Below are 26,304 nucleotides of genomic sequence, written 5' to 3' on the forward strand. Positions count from 1 at the left end.
TTGCGATTTTGCGGTTTCCTCTTATATCCATTGCTATATAAAGGTTTCCGCTCCGCAATCTATTTGCGACACCTTGCGTATGATTGCGGTTTCTGCGGAATAGTACATCTAAAAATATAGCTCTTCACAAAAAACGCAATCCTCCGCAGTCGCTCCGCAATCCATTTGCGGTATGCAAAGCCTTATCAGTAAAGGCTTTCAAGCATAAACCGCAAAATCGCATCTATTTCAATAGTAATGGATTCAATTCAATGTATGTAGACTTATCAATAATGACCAATCGAACATAATTAAATTCAATTAACTCGTTTAAGCATGGATCAAATGCTTTAGCCTTTCTTAGATGTGACGGCGCACCTTTTGCAGCTAAAGATTTTAAAATACGGTTTGTATTCTCCTTAATACATTTGGACAAAATGTTCTTAATCAACTTCTCTGCATCACTCTCTGTTTTAACCTCAATATCTGCATACATTGCCCATTCATTTAACGAATGCTTAACGACTTCACACGCTCCTTTTAAGGTACTGGCATCAATCCACTGTAAACCCTGAAAGTAAGCGAACACGGTCGCTAAACGCCGTGCTAATTGGCTCGCTCGACTAGCAAAAGCCTGTAGATATTCATAGCGTTTACCTTTGCCTTGTAATTCCTCAAACATATTGTAAAAGGCTAGATCTATTTCTCTTGCTTGTTCATTCATGGGAATGACGTAGCGACCGTTATACAGCTCTTGATCGGCATGAGGGCGTGGGCAGTCATCAAGCAAGTATTCGCAACGTGTCCAGTAAGCAATTAAGCGATGGTCCGTGTTGGCATTCTTATTTTGATAGATTGCATCCTGTAGCCGTGTACCTGCCAAGTTCTCAGGAATAGTGAGAATAAATCTAGGTAAAAAGCCTTGTCCTCTTAACACTGGGTCTTTAAGTGCATCGGCTAATACCTCATGTTGTCCCTGTAGGTTGAACGTCAAGCGAACATCATAAGCACGACCGCTACCATTCAAATTGGACTTAGACCGGGTGCGTTCTACAAAACCATCATCAAATAACTTGGCATAGCCTCCAATCGCTTGAGTACGAGTGTCACCTTTCATGGTATAGCCACCAAAAAATTGCCCTGCTTCATCACTGGCAATAGAGGCGTTATTGAGTACACCATCCACATAAAGCCCTGCAATAGATTCAAGGGTAATGTCACTGTAAAGCGTACTTGGGTCATGTGGTGGCGGATTCTCAGCGCAATAGGCTTCACGATCCTTTTTATTTAATGAGGCTTGTCCGCTTTTCCATTGTTCAAGGTCACGGCGGTACTGCTCGTATTGTTTACGCTCATATTGAATAATGGCTTTGTCTGCCATATTTCGGCTTGTACTCTTACGACTTCCGCTTTGTCCCTCTGTCAAAAGATATAAGCTACATGGCTCACCTTGAGCATTGAACGGATGTGGTGCATTTACATGGGCTTGGGCAATATGGGACATGGCACCTATAACACATTGGGCAGCCATGGCTATTGGTGCTTGCACATACTCAGCAATGGCAAGTACAGCCTCTCTCGCCAATGGTGGCAAAGCATGAATCGGATAAGGGGTATTTATAGCGGATTCAGCTTGTGTCAGTGGTAGCAACTCGCCCCAGTGGTCATCCTGTTTAGGCAATTGACTGATTGCCTCATGAATAAAAGCTTGTACTTCTGCAGTATCATCATCACGATTTAAATCAATATGAAATGCTTTATCGCCATACTGCATGGTTTGATTTAATAAGCGTACCACCGTATTTTGCTCGAGGTTTTGATAGGGTTTAAGTTTTATATGCTCTGCTCGTGTTGGCATGTAGATCTGTGTATAGCCTGTTTGTGAGAGTTGATTAATCACAAACTGTATTTGCTCAAAATCAAAGGCTTTGAGTGTTGTTTTATTGGCATGGTATAGGTGGGGCAATATGACCAATACCACAGCAAAGGGCTGTAATGGTGGCTCAAAACCAATCGCTATACTTGAAGCAATTTTAAAGAAAGCTTCTAAACTATGTGTGACGATGACATGTTTATCCTGGTGCAAGTCACCAAAGTAGGCAAAGCCTTTTGCCAAGCCATCAGGCATGACTTGAATGAGTTGTCTATCTTGTACTACAGCACATTGTACGAGTTCCAATCGAGCGTTATAGATCGGTAGAATCAAAGGCTGTTCATAGCTCACGCCGTTAATCTCTACATTGCATTGTTCCACGTAGATCGGCTGTGATGGACTGCCAAAACGCTGAATAATCGGATGATTGATATAAGCGTCATCGAGTGGATTAAGTACCGTACAATTTGCTAGAATCGAATCGGGTTTGATGGAGGTGGTGATATTCATAGTGTCACCGCCTTTTTATTTGAATCTACTTCCTTTTGATAGGCTTCACGCTGTAGATCGTGTTCATCGGCAAATGTATCAGATAGATATTGGGCTACATCTAATAATTCTTGGTTGAAAAAAGTCTTACCTGTTTTATTGTTCTGAATGACTGTAGATACCAGTGCATTTACCCATGATAGATGTGATTTTGCTAAGGTATGAGCATCAACCAATTCACCTGCATCATAAGTCTGTAGAGCGTTATTTGTGTCATGTTTAGTCATGTTAAACGCCCTCCTTATGTGCTGCCCATTCTTGAGCATGTTCTTGGTGTAAGCGTTCCAAAGTTGCCACACGTTCATCAGCCATAAACTCGGAAAGGGCTAAAAGCTTATCTAGGGTATAAAAATGACAATTATCTACATTGTAATGCGTAGATAATTTCTCTTTGATTTGGTCTGTTTCTTTTTTAACTTGAGCAATTAGAGTAGATAGCCATTCCGTGAACTCGCATGATTCACCGTACATACTGGCTAGATCAGCATCATTATAAATTTTAGGCGTGTTTGTATTTTTAGGCATGATTAATGCGCTCCTGTGTTCATTGGAGCTTTGCCAATCACGGCCAAGTGATGAGGGTGGCAAAGCTGAAAAGGGTTGGCCGACAGGTAACACAAGAAACCTGCACACTCGAAAGTGTCCCTCTCCAGCTTCACCATAAAATGCGAACGCATAGAGATAGTACGCATAAAAAAAGCCCTGAGCGGACTATATGCGCTTGTGTTAATTTTATTGCCGGCCAAGGCAAATTCAGTGATTTGGCACTGAACGCCGTTAGCATAAGATGGTTTGCTACAGCTTGCAATAAGAAAAATAGCAATTACCCAAACTAAAGCGAGTTTTAAAAGATTTATTGAAAACTCTTTCATACTTTCAACTCCCGATATTCATAGCGAGCGTGATAACCATCTCGGTTATGGTTGGGTTCTTGGTGAGTTACGATGTCATAACCTGAATTGCGTAGGCGATTAATCACAGCACTGAGGCGATAACAGTGAAATAGATTAATTGCCTCGGCTTGGCTTAGAGTTTTACCTTGTTTGAGGTGGGCTAAGACTTGGGTTTGATGGTTTGTACTCATGCTGCAGCACTCCCAAAATGCTTGACGAGGATCTGCATTCCTTTCGGCAGAATAAAAAACTCGATCCTGGTATAACTCCCAAGCTCACCATTTGTTTTGATCTTTACGACTTCCTCGTATTTAGTTTCACAATAACCACGTTCTTGGCTGTAGTAAGTCGATGCACGAGTATTATTCAATCGTCTATCCCAACCATGCTTAGAAAGCCATTCAGCCAATACATGACGTTTGATATTGAGAATCTTACAAGCCTGTTGGAACTTCACACCTGCAGGTGTTTGGGTGATGGTTTGAATAGATTGTTCTAAGCCTAAATTTTTATGCTCAAGCTCGATGACCTGTTCTGTATATTCAAGCAATGCCTTACGCAGTGCATGAGGGTTATTTAAATCAACATTATGTTGTTTAGGTTGGTTCTCCAGCTCTTGCCACCGATCGACTAAACGAGCTGTGAACTCGGGGCATAATTGAGCAACCACAATAATTGAATCACGTTTACCTTGTTCACCTGAAAACTCATAAACATTTGCAAATCTATTTGGACTAGTTGATTGTTTATTCTCAACTTTCACCATTGGAGGAAGTTGAATAATTCCTTTTTTGGCTAAGCGCTCAATTGACAGGTTTACTGCTCGTGGTTCAGATTCAACTAAGTCAGCAATTTGGATACTGTTCATTGTCACAGTGGGTAAATTAACGAGTTGATTCATGCTTTTTCTCCCACTTTGATATTGTCGAGTAGCGTAGAAAGGTGGTGCATTGCCTGTTGCTCTGTATCGAGCATTTGAACAATTGTTTTAGGCGATATATGTGTAGTTTTAAGGCGTGTTGGTCGGATGTATTCGGCTAATGCATCAATACGTTTTTTCACAAGCTCGGTGTATTCCATAGCCTCTGTAAAACATGATTTGAGGTTACGCTCATAGAACGTATCGAGTACGCCGTATAGATCATTAAGGAATACAGATACTGCTTTTAACTGTTCATGATTAAGAGCTGTAACCAAATCACGGTTATAAACGTCCTTGGACACGGCGTTTAATTGGCGACTGGCATTTAAACCGATGGCTTTAATTTGGGTTTTAGTCATGGTTAAGCCTCCAGTACAGCAAGGCTTTTCATTTGATTGTTATGCCATTCGATTAACTGTGCATAGTCAAAATAAACAGGGGCTTGGCGTGTGGTGCCTGCTTTATATGGCTTCGGGAATGTAGGGTCATTCAATGTGAGTTCACGTAAAGCATTGCGCTTTATGCTTAATAACTCGCATGTCTGGTTAAATGTAATTCGGATGGGTTGCATGTACATAGCTCCACATAGTTGTATAACGTGGAGCTAGTATTTGATTTATTATTTTTTTATTCATTTCAATGCAATGAAATAAAATTGCATTGCAATTATTTACTATTTCATTCTTTAATTTTTCAATAATTTATATGCCTTGTTTGCCTCTGCAATAATTTTTTCAGTACGACTTTTTGAAAAACCTTTGATGCCAATATGTTCATCTTCTATTTTTTGCAAAATTTTCGATTGTGACCTATTCGCCTTAACCTTTATTTCATTTTGCAATGCACTCAATAAAGCCGCTATTAATAACAAGTCACTGTTTTTATAGTTTATTTCCTGAGGTTCCATTGCATTTTTATCTTGTTGGCATTGCATTTCTTCCTCTTTCTTTAGAAGCTCGGTTTTTAATTTTTCTATTTCTTCATTTAATTCTTTTACTAAATCACTTTGATTATTAGAATTTTTAACTGTATTTTCACCCAATTCTTGAATAGATTCAAATTCTGTTACTTCTTGAAAAAAATTGATAGATACATTTTTGGCTTTTTCCTTAAATTTTTTATCGTCCTCTTGCTTGTTTAGTTGAGCCATAAAATCATAAAGGCACTCTTGGCTATCCGCCTCTAAAAAGTTTTTATAGTCTTCTTCCGATATATCTATTTTTTTAATTGATGAAAAATTAAAAAAGTCTGATTTTAACCAATAATACTCAAGCCAATGATCTTTAGTATATTCATATTCATTATCATAAACATCTGTTTCTACATATTCAAAAGTTCCATCAGTTGATATAGCCAGCTTTAGAAACTCGGTAGTTACTCCATAATTGCCATTGAATTCTTGTTCAGAACAATATAATTCTATCTTTCCATAATCATTTAACTTAAACATACAAGCAGTTTTATTAAACTCATCAAGTAACAATCTTCTAGCAATATCAGAAACCCCATAACTTATTTTTCTTGATGCTAACTCTAAAGCCTCAACAATATTTATAAATTTGGTATTTTCTATTTCTATATCTTCAAATAAATTCACCTATTTGCCTCCCACAGCAACACCCAATAGAAATGACTAAGCCAATCGAATTGGGTATTCGACTTTCGGGGATCAACCTAGGCTTAGCAAACTGAATATATACGATAAAAGGTTAAATAAGAATATATAAGGCTATCTAGTGCGACATATTACGGCGTGTTGGTCATACGATCTATTTCATCTGCCCACCACTGCATCATCCCTATACGTTCCTCAAAATGTGCGCCTTTGTCATAAACTCCTTTTACCCCTTTTTTAAGGTGTGCCAAACAAGCTTCCACGACTTGCTCCTTATCGCTGAATTTATTATTTAACTGTGTACTGGCGATATGTCTAAAACCATGTGGATTTTGTCGCCCTTGATAACCTAGACGATTTAAAGCTTGATTGAATGTATTGTCAGATACAGGCTCGGTTAAGCTCCCCCTCCCTGCAAACAATAGATTTGATTCCGTCCGATACGTTTCTAATTCCTTTAACAGCTTAATTGCTTGTTTTGGTAAAGGTACTGCATGAGCAATATCTTTTTTCATAATTTCTGCGGGCTTAATCCATACAGCTTGATCAAAATCGAACTGTTCCCAAGTGGCATACCTCAGCTCTACAGGACGAGGAAATAGCAAAGCAAACAACTCTAAACCGATTGCCATATCTCTTTTGGGGTATCTTCTTATCGCATGGATCAAAGACGGAAATTCATTTATTTCAACAAATTTCATATTACCGCCATTATTCTTATCCAAATGCCTAGTGATGCCCTCCAGTGGATTAAATACAATTTTCTCTTGGAACTTTGCCCAATCATAAGCATTACGGACATACGAGGTTAATTTCTCGACTTGGGTATAAATGCCCAAATCACGTTGCAAGCCCTGAAAAAAATCAAACCATTCTTTTGGTGATATAGCTGTAAAATCCCTTTCACCAAATTCAGGGATGATATGCCGTTTGATCGACTTCACCGCTTTATCATAGGTATCAAATCCCCAATTCGATTTTTTAGTATCTAACCAATCAAACATTAAAACTTTGAAACGTAGATTTTCATTTTCTATCTTTTGTTGATTCACCATCTTTCGAGTAGTTAGTGGCTCACCATTAGAAAGCTTATCAGCAAACTCATTTGCCTTTTTTCTTGCCAAAGCCCCTTTTATGGTGGGGTAAGTACCAAGTCCAAGCCATGACCATTTCCCATTTTCTTTTTTATAACGAAATAACCAAGCCTTTTTCCCATTTGGTTGTACACGGAAATACAAGCCGTTGCCGTCAAGCTCCCGATATTCTTTATCTTCGGGTTCTAAACTCTCTAAGACGGTATCGGATAAAGGTCTTTTCTTAATGTCTTGTCTTTTCATGCTCACAACCTTGTACACTGAGTTAAGGTAGGCATTCAGTGTACACCACTGTGTACACGGATGCTATTGCTATATGAGTTTAAGATAGGTTATAAAAGGACATAAAAAAGCCCTGAATCTTTATAATTCAAGGCTTTATCATACATATAAGACTATATAAGTTTATACGATTTTAGGTATTTGGTAGGTTTAACCAGATTCGAACTGGTGACCTCTACGATGTCAAAGAACAGTACAACCTTAAAAATCAATTAGTTAAATATTATTGGTGCCCAAGTTGCGCCCAATATTTTTGTTACAATAAAATCAAACCCATGACTTCAATTTTGCAAAATGTGCTTTACGATCTGCCAAACCATTCGTACCACCATTAATTTTTTTGGTAATCGCTAAAACATCGTCCTGATCTGCCAATTCATTCAGCCTATTATCAGACCAATACTTACACGCTACCAGCATACCTACGCTTGGATAAGCGACAATCTCAGGATGATTTTCAAAATCAAAACCTAAAGCTTGGCCATACTTTCGATAGTTTGCACGTCCAGTGAGTTGAATAGGACCACGTCCTTTATAACGCTTTCCATCACCTGCAATCACATTACCTAAATCTTTTCGACCTTCATACGCTGCACCAGATGCAATTTCTTCCATATATCGAAAGTTGCCAGATTCATGTGCAAGTTGAGCAATGAAATGTACAAAACGATTTGCACTATCTAAAATCTTATAAGTACGCATGTGTACATTTGCTGCAAGTGCTAATTCATTAGCACGTACATCTGATGCACCTAGTTTTTTAAATAATGCTGTAAATGTGTCGCGACCAATAAAACCATCAGAATTCACACCTACATTCTTTTGCAGCTTTTTAATTTGATCTTTATTCATTAGCTTTGCCCTCCTTTGCCATTCCCAATAATTGAAATAAATGCAGCTTTAATTTCGGAAATAACTTCAGATAACGGCTTGCCTTTTAAGAGTGCGATTGATTGGTACACGATACCGATCGCAAGCAGACCAAAGACAGCAAAGATCAACATCACAAAACCTTGATACATCGTTGACTTTTCAAGCAAGTCAAAATGCTCAATAAAGGCAGAACCACCATACAAACTCACTGTCACACTTGCAACAAATTTACCAATTACAGCAAATGAGATTTTAATTTTCCCCTCTTTATCAATATCACCGCTTAACACTAATGCTAATAACGCCCCTACAACCGCTGGAACAACTTTGATGATCCACGGAATCGTATTTTCTTGCATACCCACCTCAACTTTAAATAATAAAAACCCCGATCTTCGTATTAAAGATCAGGGTTAGGTGTGGTTGTTTGGGTGATTAATTCAATTTGCTTTTAAACTCTTTAGCAGCCTTATATAATTCACTCTCTTGCTGTCCAGTACGAATAATTCCATTAAATGTTCTACTCTTTGTTTTGATACTTAGAGATGAATTTTCTGCTGCAACTAAGCTATCAACAAGATCTTTATTTACATTCAACACAATGTAAGTACTCTCGCCGGTATTTGAATATTCTACATTCTCATCAGCCAATTTATATATATGCTGCTGATTATCCAAAACTAAATTTACTTGTTCTATTTCAGAATTATCATTTTCCACATCAAAAAACAAACTATAATTTTTATTTTCTGACTCTTTAATTGCCATTAGTGGGCACTGCTTCTCTTTACAAACTGTTTGCGATGCGAAAACTTTGTCTTCTGACATACTGCAAGCTTGCATTAATAATCCTGCAATAATCATCATCAAAATGGTTCTAATTTTCTTCAAGATTCACTCAACTTAAGGTTAAAGGATGAAATTTGCTTTAATTTATTAAATTTGATTGATATTTACAACTTAGAAGCTAAACTCTTTTCTGAATTTTACAAAAGACTTCATGTCATGAATATGAATCAAAATCAGAAATACTTATTGGATCAAAGCTATATTTTTGGCACTTTGATAGTAATTCAGTTTTTTATGTACTTCATGTACTTAAGAACTGAAAGTTACATTTTTTTAGGCACGTATTTTCTTATATCTTTACCATTATTAATGGTATTGCTAAATAAAGCAATAAATCAGAAATTCTTCCTTCTTTTAGGTTTGATAACATTAATTTTAGCTACTTTTGGGTTGTTTTCACAAGAATTTCCAACCTTAATAACATATTACAACTTACTTTATGGTATCTCTTCATTAATTACTGCATATGCATTATTTACATTGCGAAATAGTGAAACGTTCATAAAAATTCTATTCTGGTGTTATACATCCCTTATTCTGTATTATTTTTATGCATTTGGATTTTCTGATCCAGACTTATACAATGAAGTATTAAAAGGCTCTAGTCGAAACTATTTAAGTGCAATTTTTGTCATCTTATTGGCTCTATTAGCACTGTCTTTTGAGAAAATTAAAAAGCCAACTCCTTTAATTTATCCATTAGTTACTTTCATTTGCTGTGTGGGATTGTTTGGTCGTAGCGGTATTGTATTCTCTTTAGTCATGCTTATATTTATTATGGCACGCCAGAAAAACTATAAACTGATAGGCGTTTTCTTTGCGACTATTATCGTCATTTGTATAATAAAATTTAATACTATTATTAATTTCATAGAACTAAACACCAATTTTACTAATGGATTGAGCTCAGAAAGATCAATATTCTTAACTGAATATTTGACTGGTATTATGCATAATAATTCAGATTTTTTCTTTGGTAGAAAGCTTTCTGACTGTTGCTCATGGATTCAATCGTTTCAAAATAACCCCCATAATTCTTTTATAATGGGTCATCTGCGCTATGGAATAGCTCATACATTGCTATCTGTAGGAATATTAATATATATTGTTCTTTCGAGAAACCTGACCTTAACTTTATTTGGGGTAGTGATACTTAGTCGTTTTTTTGTGGATCAACTAGGTTTGTTTACTCCTTATGATACAGTATTGTTCTTTTTACTATTTATTATTCACTCAAACAATACTATTAAGAAAAGCGCTTAATGCGCTTTTCTAACTTAAATCAATATGAATGCCAGCATTATTCCATAGGGTTGAATTGCTTGCGCTAATTAAACCTAGAATATCTAAAATTCGGTTTTTAATAACGCGTTTTTTTACGATTGACCCATTATTCCAATTAAAAACTAAAGGATTTGCTGTATCTCGACGCTGAATACGAACAGTATAATTTCCAGCTGTCAGCGCAGTTGGTGAAAAAACAAACTCAACGTCTTGGTATCCTGTTGTATTGATATTTGAAATAGCACTTGTAGCTATCACAGAACCACTACTATTAAGTATTTCAACAAAAGTGTTTGTACTTACTCCTGTCATGCGAATACGAACCTTCGTTACACTTAGACTACGTTTTAGTCCAATAGCAATATCAATTGTCGCTGCACTTGTTTCTAATGAATACTCCCCCCAATCTAAACTAGAGTCTTTATAAGTAATTCGTTGAGCTTCATAGCTATTTAATGCTGAGAACATTTGTTTTTTAGTCATTCTAACATCTAGGCGAGACATCAACGCCATGTTAGAACTTCGAAAATCCGCATAACTTTGAACACTGAGATTTTCCCCATAATCTACAAATGACGGATACCCGCCACTTTGACCGTTTGCAAGCGTAGTATCACCAGCAATATAAAGTTGGGCAGTTGTGTACCAACTCTCAAGATTTTGCGTCGCAAAAGTAGCAAGTAATGATCTTGCGTTTCCTAATGAACACATCATCAATAATTCTTTTTTACCAAAATTGTATGGATCAACATATGGAGCGTGAATTTCACGTGCCATGTTTAAATTTGCTCCCCAACCGCTTGTACCTTCAAGATTGTATGTTTTATTGTATTTACCATTTACGCCTGCACCCATACGCCAAAAACATATTAATTGATCATCGTAATAACATATTGTTGGTTCTGCTGAGCCACCTGATTCAAATTGTGCAGCTTGAGTTACAGCAATATCAGTTGAAAGACTATAATCAAAAATTGTAGTTGATCGATAAATGCGGCAAGAACCGTCTAGTCCATAACTTGGCACTAACAAATAACCTGTCGGTGTAATTATTGAATTACCCCATGTAAATTGATTTGTTGGGAGTGTGATTTTACGAGTGTTTTCTACAGTATTATTTGTGCAGTTGTAAACTAGTAAATAAGTCTCAAATGTATTTGAGCTAGTTTGCATAGCAAATTTAATCAATAGACGGTTAGCGTATTGAGGCATGATCGAGATATTAATGTCACGAATATCATGCCCTTGTGGGCTTGTTAATAATACTTGTTTTGTTACTGTATTATTTTTATTTCTATCAATTATATACATAACTAAATGTGACGAAACACTTGTATTGTAATAATGATTTTGTCCACATCGCACAGCTATATATTCTTTACCATTTGCAATAGATGAACATCCAAATCCAGAGTAACGATTATTAGCATCTACATGCTGACCAAATTCATCCTCCAGCGTGATGATTCCGTTCTTATTCGCCCCTTTCCGATATTCAGCTTTCATTATTCGGTTATGATTTGAAAAGCGTAAATTACCATTACCCTTAAATTTTGATGTATCAAAATTAGAATTATCTGCACTAACTGTAAAGCCATCTGGCAGTTCTGTCTTAGGCGGTGCAATGGTTAAAGAATCTGTTGAATCGACATTAGTTGTAGCACTTGCCCCAAAATCAAATACTGTCAGAAAATCTGATCTTTTTTTCCAAGAGCCTTTTTTATACTGGTATAAACTTGCCCCCATTTCTGCTGAATTTTCTGAAAAACTGTTAACAAAAACTACTTTGCCATCGAATGTATCTAAATCCGATAAATCAGAATAATAATTAACTACTTCGACTCTCTCAACATTAATTTTTTCTTGTGTTTTACCAGTTAGCGCATCAAAAACAAAGTCAGTTGTTATGCCTTCAAATGATGAATCTCCTGTTACGAGTGCGATCATTTGATCAATGTATTTTTTTAAGGATACATCACGCAAGATATAATCAGCTTGGAATATATTGTCTTGATTATCAATGTATTCTTTCAGCTGATTATCTACCAATATTCTGTCTGAAATTTCTTTACCAATTCTTTTTGATAACAACCAGTCTGAAAGACCAAGCTCCTGAAGCTTCAACCATATCCAGTCAAAATCTTTATTTACAGATTGTGGGCGAAATGAGTTGTTATAAGACTGATAATCTGTAGTGCGTGAGAAAGGTGTATTACGCTGAATAGTAATTAAAGCTCCATCTATTGGCGCTATATTAAAAATAATACTCCCATTTACTAAAGACCAATCACCAACTAAAGGCTCAATATCATCAATCGTGATAATTAAATGATCCTGATTTTCACAATCAAATCCGAGTGCAAAACTTTTTGTTATGCCATTGCCAATATATTCAATGTAGGGTGTTTGCTCTGACACTGCCATGGTAAATTCACCTTAATATTCAAAATCTAAGGTGGCTTCAATAACACCACCGTCCGTTCTCCAATTAGGCCTGTCATTCGCTTCGTTTTGTCTGTGTATTTTTCCGATGCGTTCAGGTGAATCAGTGATTGCTCCAGCTAGGGAATCCATTTCATCATCTTCTTGTTCTGTGATTGCTGGATTAAAAGCACTGAATTTTTTATAAACTGCAGAGTTATTTTCACCCCCTTCAGGCTTATCAATAATTGACGTATGCACCCATAAAAGACCAGATAATAATGGACCTTCAAGCGCATCTAAAATACGTTTATTTTTTGGTTTTGTATTATGTTTTTCAGTGACACCACATTTTATTTTTCTTGCCTTTAATGCACCTTTAAGAGCTGCAGGAGCAAAACCACCAATACCGTTGGTTTCTATCGTTACCCTTGGTGCATGGAATTGTTCAATCAGATCGCATAATTGCCATACCTGGCCACCATTAATATGACCATTTTCATTATGTTCAACAACAGGACCAACCAGATTAAGCGATCTATGCCAATACTTATTTCCGAAATCATCATGTAGCACCAATGCAGTAGATGAAATATCAGATTTAGTTTTACCAGATGATGGGTCCCACTGCAGAGTGATACCAACAATTTGTCGTTCGCCCAACATCATGATGTACTGACCATTCGCACGACGAAGTACAGGCTCACACTCATAAGGAATCATGAAGCTAGGATCAAGACGCACATCACCAACAGGCTTGGCATGCATCTGATATTGGGAATCCCATTCGTTTAAAGTTTTACATTCTTCACGACGTGCTTCCATTTCTTCAGGTGTAAATCGCTCTGCCCATATACCTTCAGAATAAAAATCCACAACAAAAGCAGATTTTTTTAAAACTACCTTAAATAGATCACCAGATTTAAAGCATTCATAATCTTCGCCTTTATGAAGATATTTTGAACCCTCACCAATTCCAGAGAAAGCATGAATAGGATTAAAATTAATCGTATAAACTTTATCTGCTTCAGCTTTTTTAATTCGCCTTTCATGCTCAAACATTTTCAGCACCAATACGCTTACTCTTCTTAATTTTTTAATTTCGTCATACAGAGAGTCATGAGAGTGAGGTGTGCCAATCCAAAGCTTTTTTGCACCTGGAATAGCAATATGAGTTTGCTCAGATAATCGAAAGCGCAATTTTTCACGCTGATCAGGTGTACCTGTTGTTTTAGGAGTTTCAACGTCATCATTTTGAATGAATGTAGCACGATGCCCTGTTACCCCGGAAAGAATACCTTTTGATAACATTGTGCCGTATCGAATATCCTTTGAGCCTTGAACCCACCACCGTTCAGTCTCTCCGCTTCTACGCTTTACAGATTCATTTCCGATACAGAGCGGATGATTTTCAAGAACGTTTTTCGTACCATTTGAGCATTTGTAAGCATCAGGATCGGTTGTGCCTTGATGCAAAATCATAGTTTCTTCAGGCCAACAATAAATTACCCATGCATTAAACACATCCAACATGCTTGATTTAGAGTGTCCACGTGGCAGCATCAATAACGCAGTACGCCCATTGATATACCAATACTCTAAAAACTCACATACTCGAACATGAAAATCAGGTACTTTCCATCCCTGAAATTCAGCCCACAGTAGAAAGAATGCAAGAAAACTAATTTTTGGCTTAGTCATTAGCTTACACGCTGTCTAACTTTTGCCGCTTCTTCTTCTGCCTTCTTAATCAATTGCTGTTCATATTTTTCTTGTGTTTCAGCAGTAGCACTAATTGGTGGAAGTTTCCCATTTTTAAAAGCTAGTACTCGTTCAATTGTTGCAAGCACACCTGCAGTATCTTTTGAAATTTTGTATAGAAAACCTTTATCACCTCGTCCCTGTTTATCTGCAATTGAAGTATTGATAGCTGCACAAGTTGTAATGATGAAATCATCTGCAACTTCTTCTGCTAGTTTTTCCATTTTTTCAACTTGATCGTCACGCATAAAAAAGCCCTATCATCATGTTTCGATAGGGCTAGTGTTGCTGTGAAAGACTTGTGTTTGGTTGGGTACTATTGGACTACACGCTCAAAATCAGGCATTTGTATATCAGAAAGATCATCACCCCAAAAGCGTGTTTTATCATGCTGACGTTCAGCTTTCCGTAAAACTTTTTCACGATATCCTGGTGCAATGGTATCTTGCAATTCATCAAAAATCATACGGTTCAGCACAGCTTTTGTGTACCAAAGATTTTGTCCCGGTATTTTTCCTTTAATAGCTTTAAAAGCCTCATTCCCTGCATTGGTTTCAATGCCATTGGCGAGTTGAGTAGCATTACCTAAAGTCACATTAAGTGCAGTTTTTACATCAGATCCAAAAGGACCAGTTAAAACATTCTCAGTACTTCGCCCTGTTGGATCCATACCGGCAACAACGATATCTCCCATGATCGCCAAACCACCACCTTGAGCAATCGAACGTTTCATAAAGTCCACTGTCTTTTCAGGATCGTCACTGTCCCACATGGTGAGCGGATCATTGCCGTTTACAATTTCACGAAGCTGTACTACAAATGCACCAAGTAACGAAGTTAGCGCAACCAATGAAGCACCATAAGTTGCTTTGCTCATTGTTGTTGGTCTGCTAAAAGTTCGGCTACCGTGGCGCATAAGCATAGCTGCTGGGAATGATTTAAACTGCAGCATTGAGCGTAGGATCTCACCCATTGCAGTACCTTTACGTAAACCGCCAGTCATCCATGTTTTTTCACGTAAACCAGCTTCAATGACAGCCATGCCTTGCTCATCTAACAAATGCGCTTGAAAGCGTGAAGCTGCTTCGTCACGTACTCGTTTTGGATCTCCAAATTGAGTCAGCAAGTTATCAGGGATTTGATAGATGGATCGGGCGCTCATGAGTTGATTACCTTTACGATCTAAAACTGGCTCAGCCAAACGCATGATTTCCCATGTACGTTCATTTAAACCTGTACCTTGCAGCAGCTCACGGTCAATTGCTTCTAAATCATTCCATGATTTTTCACGTGTTAAACGTCCGTACTTATCCATCAGCATTTTTGAAAAACCAACTTTATTGGCTGCTGTTAAAGCATTTAATCCAGATAGTCTTAATACTTGGGTTGCCAATGAGCTTGACAGTTTTGCAGCCTTTTCCGCTTTACCATGCACTGATGTTAAGCCATCGTCTGACCAACGCGTAATTGTACCTAACATCTCTTCAGTGGCTAAACCTAGGCTGTGTGCCAACTCTCGATCTGCTTTATTTTTTGGGTTTAATTGTCCGATGACTTCGCCAAAGATTTTACGATACGCAATGTCGTGGATCTGCGCTGTTTTAAATGTCATTGCTTGGTCAGTCAATGATGCAAGCGTAGTACCACCCAACATTGATGCAACATTTGTAGAGCGATAAGTTAAACCGATATTTGCCAATACTTCATTTTCTGGCATGTTTGCACCCATAAATTCATCAAACATGACTTGAGAGCGATTCAAACCCTTTTTAGTATCATTTGAATCAACACCTTTCTCCCAATCTTTTTGACGTGCTGCATCCATAAGAATACGCATAGCACCTTTGGGGTTACTCCCTAAGTTTTCGACCAGAGCAATGTCTTTAGATAGTCCATTGATATGCGCTTCAACTAGATCTACAAACTGCATACCACCGTATTTCTCTTGATACTCAAGCCAAGCATCAGCATTTTTGAAATGTAGTACACGGCTTTCACTATGTTTACTAGTGACTTTAGAGTTACCACCAAAATTATTTCGCCCAATCTCTAATTTGTTTGCACCATTACTGGTGATTGAGTCGTATGAATATTCTAATAATGCTTTGATTTCCGCATCAGAATATAAAGAACCATCTTCTTTGACATACATTTCACGATCAATCACATTTTCAGCATCACGTACCCATTGGTCTTTTTTGGCTTCAATCAGTTTCTGTGCGCTATGGGTTTGAGGTAATGCCCAATTATCAAGCTTTCCAATATCACCACCAGAGCGATTAAAACGCTCTCGCATCCCTTCAAAAACTTCGCCCATCTTGTTAGAAATCTGTTTGGCCAGCGCATTACCTGAGCTTTCACCAAAGCGTTCTTTGATAATGTCATGCACCAATGCTTTATCAGTCCATACGCCAATACCTCCTTTTACGTTTGTGTAAAAATCCATGAGCTCACCACGATAAATCCCTGCAATGGCACGTGCTTGTGAACTAAAAGACTGAATGCCTGACATGTCGCCGTGTGGTGCAATCATACGATCGACAACTTGGGAAGCTGGTAAGCTTGGGTGATCCAACTGATTTAAATTTCGTGCCTGAATAATAATGTCATTTGCAGCTATTTTATTTTTACGTCTAACCTCGCCTAAAATATCCTGGGCAATCCGTTGACCAGCCGCAGAAATACGATCGTTCAAGCTCATGTTTTGCCATTTTTGACGATCTTCACGTGCTAAGTTTTGCATTGTCTTGGTAATGCTTTTTTCAACTGCCGCAACTTCTTGTGCGTTTAATGTTTGTTTGCCTAGGGCTTGTGCTACGGCTTGTTTACATTGGTCTTTCATTGATTAAACTCCAAACTGTAAAGCACAAGTCAGTGCTGTTTGTGCTGCTAAAACATCTTGCTCTGCTGCCTTTGCTTCAGCATCTAATTCATCCAAACGCTCACGCAAAGTCATTGTAATTTCTTCCACCTCACCATCAGGTTTGGTACGAGAAACAGTAATTTGCTGATCAGGATTATTAGTAATAATTTCTAAAGCTGCTTTTTCTTCAGGTGATTCACCAAATAAACTGCCTTGGCGTGGATCTCCCATTGCTTCCACTTCATTAATTTTGGATTGAATGTTGTCACCAATAGCTTTGGCACTTCGCTTATTGCTGTCAAAAACATTGAGGAAGTCACGTGCACCTGCAGATAAACCATCATCGATGAGCTGACCCTGATCAAGATAGTCACGGATATTTGAACCACTAGCTTTAATGTCGCTGTATTTTTGCGTGGCTTGCGCTAGATCAGATGCAATTGTATTTTGATGTCTACCGCCTTGCTTCACTAAATCTGCAAGCTGTGCGAGTTGTGGTGCAGCACGAAGCAAAGAATTTAAAATATTTTTCCCATCTTCATCAAGATTTTCAGCAAGTCGTGTCACAAGGTTGGAATCACCGTAAGTGCGTTGCACCAGGGCAGATTCAATACGCCGTTTTCCTTCTTGTGATAAACGTCCTTCAGGTGTGATTGCTGTTGCACGCTCTGACTGTGGAAGTTGATCAACAAAGCCCCGAACAAAGTCCATAGAACTCTCGAGATTGATCGAACCATCATTATTGATCTTTAAAAGTGAGGAATCAGGTAAACGATCAGCATCTGTTTTTGCCCGTTCCGTTGCGCTGAATTGTGCTACATCACTTTGATTTGCAAGCTTTGCGAAGTCTGCACGATTTGTATCAGTCAAGCGTGTACGCACTAAAACTGGGTTTTCAATACCTGAAATATCAAGTCCTCGAGCTGCTGCAAAATCACTTACAAATTGTCGATATGCTTCTGCTTTACCTGTTTCATAAGCACGATTAATCGCCAATGTTCGACCATTGCCCGATTCAACAACATTATCAAAACCAATAATTGGTGCGCCGTCTGACAACTTGTAAGATTCACCCAGTAATTCAGGTTTTAAGTCGTTGGCCATGCTTTCAATTTGTTGGCGTGATGCTTCACGTGTCCGATCACGTGGCTGTAGTTCGGCTGGATAACGTGGATTTACACCATAAGCCGTATCATTTGATGCGATTAGCTCACCCAAAGGTTTCACATCATAGGATACGTCATAGCTGGTATTGTCCATTGCATGTACAGTCTGAATATTTGAACCATCACCACCATATTTTTTAGCAATATCATTCCATCTTTTTTGATATTTTGCTTTCACTTGCCCGACGGTCATACCATTAAAGCCATGTGACTTGGTGATACTTGCCCCTTGTTCTGCTGCAGTAATCATTCGACCTGTTTTTTTATTCTTATATGTTTTACTCCAACGTGTGGCCACATTAACAAACAACTCATCATCACCAGCTTTTAAGAATACGGGACCACCACCTTCACCAAAGAAATGCATGAAGTACACTTCAAGCCCTGACGGATCACGATTAAATTTATTTTTAAATATTTTGGCATTGTGTTGGTAATAGTTTAAGCCAGCACGAATCTGGTCGTTACCATTCCATCGATCACCACCGCCCATTGAATCAAATGTGCTATCAAGTGTTTGGTATAAACCTTTGGCACTTGAAAGCAACTTTCCATTTCTATCCTTGGGTTGGATTTTAGGATCAAACGTGCCACCTGTTTCAATGTGAGAAATAACCACCGCATTGATGGGGTCAATACCACGCTTTTCTGCTTCAGTTGCGATTGTTTTTGCCCAAGGCTTGTTGGTATAGCTTGCAACTCTTGAAGCAGTTAAAACTATTGTTTTGGGTGCACCTTGCACGTTATGAGGTACATTGACAGGTTGGCCACTTTCAATTTGCGATCGTGCAGTATCTAAATTGACTAAATTATTATTGTGCTGGATTGGATCTGTCGTGCGTACTGGTGTTGAGATATTATCTAAATCAAGCTCGTTAGCAACTAAGGTATGTTCTGCTAGATCTTGCCGTGCTAGTGCGGTGTCTGCATCTAATGACTGTATTTCAGCATCTACACTTTCATTTAAATTACGTTGCTGAATATGTTTTAAACCACGTGCACCACCAAAAAATATAGTATTTAGAATAAAGTTTGTTCCTACACTCTGTTTGGTAATTTCATAATATTTGGCTTGTTGGTCATACCCTGCTGATTCTAAAATATCACCACTAACCCATTGTCCGGCGGTCATGATCCCAGTCGCACCGCCGATGGATAACCCTGCATCAGCAAGCAAACCTTTTGTACCTTTAAAACCATAAGTGATGGGTAAAGCAGTCGCACCACCTGCAATGACACCATCGGTCAAAGCAACTTTTAATGCAGTACCCTCATCAACTCCTTTGGTTGTAAGGTTGTCATATACGAAATTTGTTTCAGATAAACCTGTTGTACTAGCTGCACCAATAACACCTAATGGTGAACCTAGAACAGCACGAGTTACATAGTCACCAAGTGAAAAACCAATATTCCCAATAGTTCCTGTGTTTTCTGCATCTTGAAGCTGCTCAATCTCAGATACCAATGCTTGTTTTCTGACTTTGTTTTTAGCTTCATGTACTTCACTAAATGACGGATCTGCGACATTGATACCACCATCAATGCCGTTTTTTTCAATATCCTCATAAGCATATTGCACATGGTCTTTAATGCGCTCAAAAGGTTTTGCAACTGTATCAATAACCTTAATTGTCCCTGCAACCATGCCTTTAGGAACTGCCAATGCAGCCCCATCCCATAAACCAGGTGTTTTTTGTTGCGTAGGTTTATGAGCGATACCAATAGCATTTAATGTATCTACTTGTTGTTGTTCTTCGCCTGAAAACTCAGATAGCCAATTACTCATTTGGTTTTACCTTTCATGTTAATTCGCCAAACAACACCATTCACAATCAATGGATTGCCACGTGCATTGACTAAATCATATTGAATTTCACCTTTTGCTGAGCGCTGATCTGAGCGTCTTAAACGTAACGATTCAAGATCATTCACATTAATATTGGTTTTAGATGAAATGTATTTAAGACCAGATGTGACATTGGCTTCAAAAGCATCATTTGCCATACCGTAGGGTTTGGAAACCTTCCATTTTTCATTGCCAAATTTAAGATCCTGTTCATACACACCACCTGTCGCCAAACTTAGTGCAGTACTTAAAGCAGTTTTACTTATGTCATCTTTGTCTTTGTGTTGGTAATTATCGCGTTCAACTAAATGTGCATAGATAGATTTAAAGCCAGCAAAGGTCATATTTGCAGTTTGGCCACTTGCTGAATTTCCTACATACTTATTAAATTCTTGTTTTAATAACTCATCTTTAGGCATGATCATTTGCTTATTTTTAAGTGCTTGCGTGCCACTAATAATGGCGGTTGCTACATCCTCTCCTTCAGTGGATTTATAACCATTTAAACGAGCGATTCCAGCCAAAATATAAGACTGATCACCCCCACCCAATTGCCCTAATGTTGCACCCCAAATTTTATGGCCATTCGGCAACCCTTTAGACTGACCAATCAAACTGCCAATAAAATTAAGCTTTCCATTCACACCAAGACTTTCAAAAGCCTGCTTTGCTTCTGGCAGATCTTCACTAGAAATGGGCTGGAGTTTAATGTTGGCATCTTTTAAAGCAATTTGATTCACGCCGTTTTCAACTGCTTTTTTAGCAAATGATCCTGAATCTGTTTTTAATTCTGCTGCAGTCAAATCGTGTGGTTGTAAACCTGCTTCACGTACTGCTTGGTTTGGATTGTCTTTGATTGTGCCAAGTTTATCGCGATAGATTTCTTCATAAACAGCCAGTACTTTTTCTTCAGTCTGAGCATCAGTAGAAGAACTATTTTTCATTTTGGCTTTTTGCTGATTGATCATTGCCAATTGATCACTTGTTTTTAAGCGACTGAACTTTTGAAAATTTTCAGACTGTGCTTTATAAAATTGATACTCACCTTCATATTCAGTACCTGCAACAGATGTACCTACATTTGATGCATATTCAGAATCTATTGCACGACCAGTCAAGACATTGGCTTTAAAGTCGCTAAAAACCTTACCTGCCATTGTGACACGCTTGTTTTCTTCAACTTGTTTTTGTTGATTCAGTGCATCGATACGGCTTAAAACTTGTTTTTGTTTATCCTGAATTGTTGGTCCATCAACATAGGCATACTGACCACCACGTAAATCAGTCAGTAAACCGTTCAGTTCTTCAACACTTCCATTTTCTAAAGCTGTATTAATGCGCCCATCAATCGACATTAAATTACGTGTTGTGTTGTATTTTTGACGATAAGCAGCTTTATCAGATTCAGGTAAATTCGAGTTTGTTAAATAAGTTTCAAGATATTCACGTCCTTTTTGCTCATCATAACGCGTCGCAATATCAAAAGAACGATCAACCAACTGCGATGACTTTTGCAGATCTGCACGTAACTGCAGTGGTAAAAAATCATTTTCTTGACGCTGAATATTATCGTTCCAATATGCATCTAGCTCATGCTTAGAATGCATTGGAAGTGTGGGTGCAAACTCATCGTATTTCGTTTTTGACCAAGTTTGCAGTTGTGTTTTACCTTCTTCAGCGCTGATTACACCTTTGGAAACTTGGTCTTTGATCGATACAACCTGATCACTCATTTCTGTTGTAAGTACATTATCAAGTTTTATCTTGGCTTCATCAGTCGCTAACTTATCGTGATATAGCGCAATTTGCTTCTGTTGCGCTTCTTTTTCACGTTGCTGTTGATCAAGCTGTTGTGCAACTTGCGATACATTTTGCAGTGAATTAGCGATCATCTGACCGCTTTGGGATTGTGGTAATTGAGTCCGTTCAGCCTGTGGCATAGACTGACCGAAATTACCCATCGGGATTCTAGCCATTATTTCCACCCACCTTGTGCTTTAGCTTGACCACTTGCACCAGCCGAGACTGTATTTAAAACACCTGTGGCTGCTGCAGTATTCGCATCACTACGATAAACACTTGCTGCTGCTTTTAATTTTTGAGATGAATTAAACCCAGTTAAACGTGCCATCTCTTCGTCATACAATCCGTCACGCTCAATTTGATCGTTAATTACAACCGAAGTACCTTCGTTCACATCAAGTCCATTTTCCGCAGCTGCTGCACGTGCTGCTGATTGCACCTTCTCTTTTTGTTTGCGAATACGCTCAGCTTCGACACGCCCTTGTTTTACTTGCGCCTCTGCATCTGCTTCCGCTTGTTCTGCTGCTGTTTTATTTGATGAGTATGCAGAATATCCACTGATTGCAGCACCTGCTACGGCTGCAACTGCTGCTACGGCTGCCCATGACATAATGTAAACTCCTTAAAGTTGTGACCAATAGATTTTAAGAAGTCGTCAATATCCTCATCCGGGACAATGACTTCTTTTTCAATTTCCTCTAAATCTGTGCTGTTCGTGGGGTGCACGGTGATCCATGAACTATCTTCGTGAAAATAGCCAATACGTTTTGTGCCAGGCATGGATTTTAAAACCACTGGTGCTTTTAATAATTCAATACCGTTTTCGGTTACCACGGTTAATGAGCCTTTAAGCAAAATATTCATGTGCTCAGTCCGATGCATCTTACTTACAACGAGCGTTCCAGCCTTGGCATCCATCTGACGCATATAAACACCGGGAGCAAAATGATTCTGAATAGGCACATCGATTAATTCAGCATGTTCGGTCACTTGTTGCTGCACATTACGCACAACATCGATGTAAGCTTTGTTATGAATGTCACCCAAGATTTGTGTTAAAAGCGCCGTATTATCTGGTGAAATAATTTCTGACATGTTTATAGCTCCATATCCAAAACTGTGCCGTATTGCTTAAATCCAAAGTGTTCATACAAACGAATACAGCCTTTTGACTCCACATCTGTTGTGGTACCACACTGGATTCGATTCGCACCCATACCAGCCGCCCACCCAATAAAAGTTTGGATCAGTAGATATGCAGCACGTGTTTTACGGAATTCAGGAAGTACATACATCACATGATCAATGGCAATTTTTTGATTGTTAAACCAGTCTTTACCCATGCTACCTGCAAAGCCTGCAATCACTTTTCGGCGACTCTCAATGACAAAAATAACGCCTTGGCCATTAATCAAACTTTCAAAATGTTGCTGTGCTTCTTGTGCAATAAATTCACGATTTTTATAGTTTGGTGACTCTTGGACAAAGGCTGCTCCAAACTTTAATAAAATTGGTATGTCATTCAGTGTTGCTACACGTATTTTCATGACTAACGCTCATTGATTGAAATATCGATAGCTATAGCTTGCAGATGAAATGGCAACGGTTTGTCGTGTGTTATCGTGAGTTTTACGTCATAGAGATCTGACCAGTCTCCACCCTCATACAAGTGCCGACCAGTAAAAGGCTTTTGTGAATTAATGGGTGATTCAGGAAAGGTATAAAGCTCTAAAATTTCACCGTTTAATTTAGGTGCTTGTGTCTTATAAAAGAAAAGCCAAACACACTGGATTTTTGCTTTATTCGATAAGGATGATTGTGGTACCTGTGTCAATTCAGGTGGAAATAAATCAACTTCAGAAGTAAATCCCTGTCCAACATAGTAAGTTTTTTGAGTTTTATCAGTGATGTTATTTAGCGTGTATTGATCCCCGTTTTTCTTGTAATCAATGTAGAACTGAAAAGTATTTGAAGATTGATAAACAGCTAAATTTTCAAGAAAGTTATATTGCAGATTATCAAAAGTATCACCCGTCATTGTTATTGTGCGTTGACAGTCCGTGTATGCATTAAAAGACAGTTCTTCTAACACTACCTTACCCTTCCGATTGATCAGCATATAACAATAATCTGAACCCAATTCGGTTGGGATTGAACACATGGATAGTGCCGCACCACCAAAATCATGTTGTGCCCAAGCAATTACTTCTTGCTCTCGATTGAATGTAATACTGGCAACTTTGCCGTCACCCAAAACTAACCATACAAGCGATTCAGGTTCTTGCTGATACGTTGCTTCACTTATTCCTTTATGCATTTCACCAATATGCCCAGCGACCGCACTCACCTCAGGCGATACCAGTCCGTCAACCTCATATCGATACGACAATGCACGTAAACGTTCACCGCCACGCTGTACAAATAAAATCTCATTACCCACTCGACAAGGACGTGTTAAGGGGTATGCTCCATAGGCCGTGTTTTCATCCACTTGTACGGTTGTTGGTGAAAGTGCCCCCTCAGATCCAATGAGAAATTCAGCACCACTAGTTAGCGCGACTAATCCTTTTTGTGGTACCAAGAATGTGATTGAGTCAGACTGATCGGAAGATGAAACAACACTAAAAGCGTCAGCATCGTCAGTTGTTTCTAAAAAGTTGGTTGTGTTACCAATACGGCTGAACCAAATTTTATTCGGAAACTTTCGAGTATTTGCGAAAACTAGACGCTGTTTAAAGTAAGTACAGCACTTTGGGTAACCTAAAGTTGCGTTAAATGCTGCAGTCTTTAGCACCCAAGATTTAGCAATCGCTTGAACGACTGCAGTTAATTCAACAACAACCTCTCCCATCACCTTTCCAGGATCTACGATTTGAGTGATACGGACATGACCGCCGTTGATTTCAACAATTGCGCCTAGATGTGCACTAGTGAATACATTTGCTTCTGATCCCGTCACCTCATCCCAATCTGCATTGTTCACGGTGGGTGCTGAATTAGTGTTATCAGTGACCGCACGCCATGTTTTGTTTGCATAAATCACACGGTCATTCTGAAAATAAGTGACTGTGTTTGACCACGTTGGATATTCAGCTGCAATCAATGAGATGGTCATTCCCAATTCCTTATCGCTTGGTGTTAAAGCGACGTTTGGTGTTGTAGTCACCTCATCAATTGGGGGAATATCAAATGACATCGCCCGAAATTCCCAATTGCTAAAGTCCTCCGAGCATTCAAGCAAATGGACTGGATACGATTGATGTGTAAAGTACATGACATAACGTGTATGCACATAATGCAGCTCTAACGTTGCAGCAGCTAAATAAGGGGTGATAAGTGTTTTGATCACTGTATTTGTTCTTGGGTCATACACCAATAACATTTTTTCTTTCAAAATAATTAAGTAAGCATCTTTTGATGTGCTAACAAAGGGTAAAAGCCGTTTAGCACCATCCATAATTGAGCGAAAATATGTGCCTGGTCTTTTCTTTACCCCACCTTCAATCAATGGAATAACATTCAAAAGCTTGCGTGCGCCGTTCGAGTACTGTGCTACATCGGTTCGAGTACTTAAAATTGGTGACAACTCACCAGAGCTAAAATTATTTTTAATTAGGCTGTATTTAGGCATTAGTAGCGCACTCCAATTAATGAAGTACTGTCGTAATCATCACTAAAGCTTTGACTTGGTCGTTCTTGACCATTGATTGCACGTGCTTGTTTTAATGTCACTTGAAGCTTTTGCCAAGCACTATCAGCTTCTGCATTACTACCCGTTGTTGCTTTGGCTAATTTTGAAGCCATGTAATAAATCATGCTCTCAGTGAGCAATGAATCCCATGTTTGTTCATTATCATTATCAAAAACATAGACCAAATTAATGATATTTGTGTTCGCCAAGATGTGTCTATTTTCAATTTCAAACTCTTTTGTACCAGCATCAATCAAACGCATAAAATCCTTAGGTAAAACAAATGCATTGGCATAACCAAAGCTTGGATAAGTTGAAATTGGTGCGAGTTGAATACGTTTTTTAGCACATGACCAAGGATGCATACGCAGCAATGCTTTACGTGTTTGATCATAAATCGTGGCACATCGTCTGGCACTGTGACTTGCTTCATCAAATGAAATGATTGATTTAGAACCAATCATATTCAGCGCTTCATTACAGATAGATACTTTTGTAGACATAATAAAAATCCCAATCATTTTGAACATCATGACTGGG

The 26,304-nt window shown here is 38.4% G+C and carries 25 protein-coding genes; 1 reads left to right on the forward strand and 24 read right to left on the reverse strand.

Annotated features, from left to right (window positions below):
• Positions 1–223: 223 nt before the first annotated feature.
• From DJ533_RS11880 to DJ533_RS11940, 13 genes are all read right to left on the reverse strand, one after another.
• Positions 224–2,362 (reverse strand): DUF3987 domain-containing protein, encoded by a 2,139-nt coding sequence (locus DJ533_RS11880; protein WP_065992811.1) that lies wholly within the window; start codon positions 2,360–2,362, stop codon positions 224–226.
• Complete coding sequence (locus DJ533_RS11885; protein WP_065992806.1) at positions 2,359–2,628, reverse strand: hypothetical protein; 270 nt, start codon at positions 2,626–2,628, stop codon at positions 2,359–2,361. Before DJ533_RS11885 ends, DJ533_RS11880 begins: the two co-directional genes overlap by 4 nt.
• Position 2,629: 1 nt before the next feature.
• On the reverse strand, positions 2,630–2,926 hold the full coding sequence (locus DJ533_RS11890; RefSeq protein ID WP_065992804.1) for a hypothetical protein: 297 nt from the start codon (positions 2,924–2,926) through the stop codon (positions 2,630–2,632).
• 2 nt (positions 2,927–2,928) lie between these two features.
• A complete protein-coding gene (locus tag DJ533_RS11895) occupies positions 2,929–3,273 on the reverse strand; it encodes a hypothetical protein (protein WP_065992803.1) in 345 nt (114 codons plus the stop codon).
• Complete coding sequence (locus tag DJ533_RS11900; protein WP_065992802.1) at positions 3,270–3,485, reverse strand: helix-turn-helix domain-containing protein; 216 nt, start codon at positions 3,483–3,485, stop codon at positions 3,270–3,272. Before DJ533_RS11900 ends, DJ533_RS11895 begins: the two co-directional genes overlap by 4 nt.
• Positions 3,482–4,195, reverse strand: coding sequence for a phage antirepressor KilAC domain-containing protein (locus DJ533_RS11905; protein WP_065992798.1), 714 nt, complete (start codon positions 4,193–4,195; stop codon positions 3,482–3,484). The genes DJ533_RS11900 and DJ533_RS11905 overlap by 4 nt, the downstream gene beginning before the upstream one ends.
• Positions 4,192–4,575 carry a hypothetical protein gene (locus DJ533_RS11910; RefSeq protein ID WP_065992794.1) on the reverse strand — a complete coding sequence of 128 codons (384 nt, stop codon included), beginning with the start codon at positions 4,573–4,575 and terminating at the stop codon, positions 4,192–4,194. The genes DJ533_RS11905 and DJ533_RS11910 overlap by 4 nt, the downstream gene beginning before the upstream one ends.
• 2 nt (positions 4,576–4,577) lie before the next feature.
• The gene (locus DJ533_RS11915; RefSeq protein WP_065992793.1) at positions 4,578–4,787 is read right to left on the reverse strand and encodes a helix-turn-helix transcriptional regulator; all 210 of its coding nucleotides are present in this window, start codon (positions 4,785–4,787) and stop codon (positions 4,578–4,580) included.
• Positions 4,788–4,901: 114 nt separating this feature from the next.
• Positions 4,902–5,813: a hypothetical protein gene (locus DJ533_RS11920; protein ID WP_065992790.1), complete on the reverse strand. Its 912-nt coding sequence runs from the start codon at positions 5,811–5,813 to the stop codon at positions 4,902–4,904.
• A gap of 149 nt (positions 5,814–5,962) precedes the next feature.
• Positions 5,963–7,168, reverse strand: coding sequence for a tyrosine-type recombinase/integrase (locus DJ533_RS11925; protein WP_065992789.1), 1,206 nt, complete (start codon positions 7,166–7,168; stop codon positions 5,963–5,965).
• Between the two features lie 306 nt (positions 7,169–7,474).
• Positions 7,475–8,059, reverse strand: coding sequence for a glycoside hydrolase family 19 protein (locus DJ533_RS11930; RefSeq protein WP_065992788.1), 585 nt, complete (start codon positions 8,057–8,059; stop codon positions 7,475–7,477).
• A complete protein-coding gene (locus DJ533_RS11935; RefSeq protein WP_065992784.1) occupies positions 8,059–8,439 on the reverse strand; it encodes a hypothetical protein in 381 nt (126 codons plus the stop codon). The genes DJ533_RS11930 and DJ533_RS11935 overlap by 1 nt, the downstream gene beginning before the upstream one ends.
• A gap of 76 nt (positions 8,440–8,515) precedes the next feature.
• Positions 8,516–8,947 carry a hypothetical protein gene (locus DJ533_RS11940; protein WP_065992781.1) on the reverse strand — a complete coding sequence of 144 codons (432 nt, stop codon included), beginning with the start codon at positions 8,945–8,947 and terminating at the stop codon, positions 8,516–8,518.
• 138 nt (positions 8,948–9,085) lie between these two features.
• Between DJ533_RS11940 and DJ533_RS11945 the strand changes: the two genes are divergently transcribed.
• The gene (locus tag DJ533_RS11945; RefSeq protein WP_148245836.1) at positions 9,086–10,192 is read left to right on the forward strand and encodes a hypothetical protein; all 1,107 of its coding nucleotides are present in this window, start codon (positions 9,086–9,088) and stop codon (positions 10,190–10,192) included.
• Positions 10,193–10,201: 9 nt separating this feature from the next.
• Here DJ533_RS11945 and DJ533_RS11950 read toward each other — a convergent pair whose 3' ends face one another.
• The 11 genes from DJ533_RS11950 to DJ533_RS12000 all read right to left on the reverse strand — a co-directional run bounded on the left by DJ533_RS11950 (position 10,202) and on the right by DJ533_RS12000 (position 26,270).
• Entirely contained in the window at positions 10,202–12,637 is a 2,436-nt protein-coding gene (locus DJ533_RS11950) for a hypothetical protein (RefSeq protein WP_065992777.1), read from the reverse strand.
• A 12-nt stretch (positions 12,638–12,649) separates the two neighbouring features.
• Positions 12,650–14,335 carry a phage terminase large subunit gene (terL, locus tag DJ533_RS11955; protein ID WP_065992776.1) on the reverse strand — a complete coding sequence of 562 codons (1,686 nt, stop codon included), beginning with the start codon at positions 14,333–14,335 and terminating at the stop codon, positions 12,650–12,652.
• A complete protein-coding gene (locus tag DJ533_RS11960; RefSeq protein WP_065992775.1) occupies positions 14,335–14,643 on the reverse strand; it encodes a hypothetical protein in 309 nt (102 codons plus the stop codon). Before DJ533_RS11960 ends, terL begins: the two co-directional genes overlap by 1 nt.
• 68 nt (positions 14,644–14,711) lie before the next feature.
• Positions 14,712–17,237, reverse strand: coding sequence for a hypothetical protein (locus DJ533_RS11965; protein WP_065992773.1), 2,526 nt, complete (start codon positions 17,235–17,237; stop codon positions 14,712–14,714).
• Between the two features lie 3 nt (positions 17,238–17,240).
• On the reverse strand, positions 17,241–20,210 hold the full coding sequence (locus DJ533_RS11970) for a transglycosylase (protein WP_065992771.1): 2,970 nt from the start codon (positions 20,208–20,210) through the stop codon (positions 17,241–17,243).
• Positions 20,207–22,246: a methyl-coenzyme M reductase gene (locus DJ533_RS11975; RefSeq protein WP_065992770.1), complete on the reverse strand. Its 2,040-nt coding sequence runs from the start codon at positions 22,244–22,246 to the stop codon at positions 20,207–20,209. The genes DJ533_RS11970 and DJ533_RS11975 overlap by 4 nt, the downstream gene beginning before the upstream one ends.
• Positions 22,246–22,683: a hypothetical protein gene (locus DJ533_RS11980; RefSeq protein WP_065992769.1), complete on the reverse strand. Its 438-nt coding sequence runs from the start codon at positions 22,681–22,683 to the stop codon at positions 22,246–22,248. The genes DJ533_RS11975 and DJ533_RS11980 overlap by 1 nt, the downstream gene beginning before the upstream one ends.
• Positions 22,665–23,168 (reverse strand): hypothetical protein, encoded by a 504-nt coding sequence (locus DJ533_RS11985; protein ID WP_065992767.1) that lies wholly within the window; start codon positions 23,166–23,168, stop codon positions 22,665–22,667. The genes DJ533_RS11980 and DJ533_RS11985 overlap by 19 nt, the downstream gene beginning before the upstream one ends.
• Before the next feature lie 2 nt (positions 23,169–23,170).
• Complete coding sequence (locus DJ533_RS11990) at positions 23,171–23,620, reverse strand: GNAT family N-acetyltransferase (RefSeq protein ID WP_065992766.1); 450 nt, start codon at positions 23,618–23,620, stop codon at positions 23,171–23,173.
• Positions 23,621–23,622: 2 nt separating this feature from the next.
• Entirely contained in the window at positions 23,623–25,704 is a 2,082-nt protein-coding gene (locus DJ533_RS11995) for a phage nozzle protein (protein WP_065992765.1), read from the reverse strand.
• On the reverse strand, positions 25,704–26,270 hold the full coding sequence (locus DJ533_RS12000) for a hypothetical protein (protein WP_081406070.1): 567 nt from the start codon (positions 26,268–26,270) through the stop codon (positions 25,704–25,706). The genes DJ533_RS11995 and DJ533_RS12000 overlap by 1 nt, the downstream gene beginning before the upstream one ends.
• Between the last annotated feature and the right edge of the window lie 34 nt (positions 26,271–26,304).

This window comes from Acinetobacter defluvii (assembly GCF_001704615.3).
Taxonomy (GTDB): Bacteria; Pseudomonadota; Gammaproteobacteria; order Pseudomonadales; family Moraxellaceae; genus Acinetobacter; species Acinetobacter defluvii.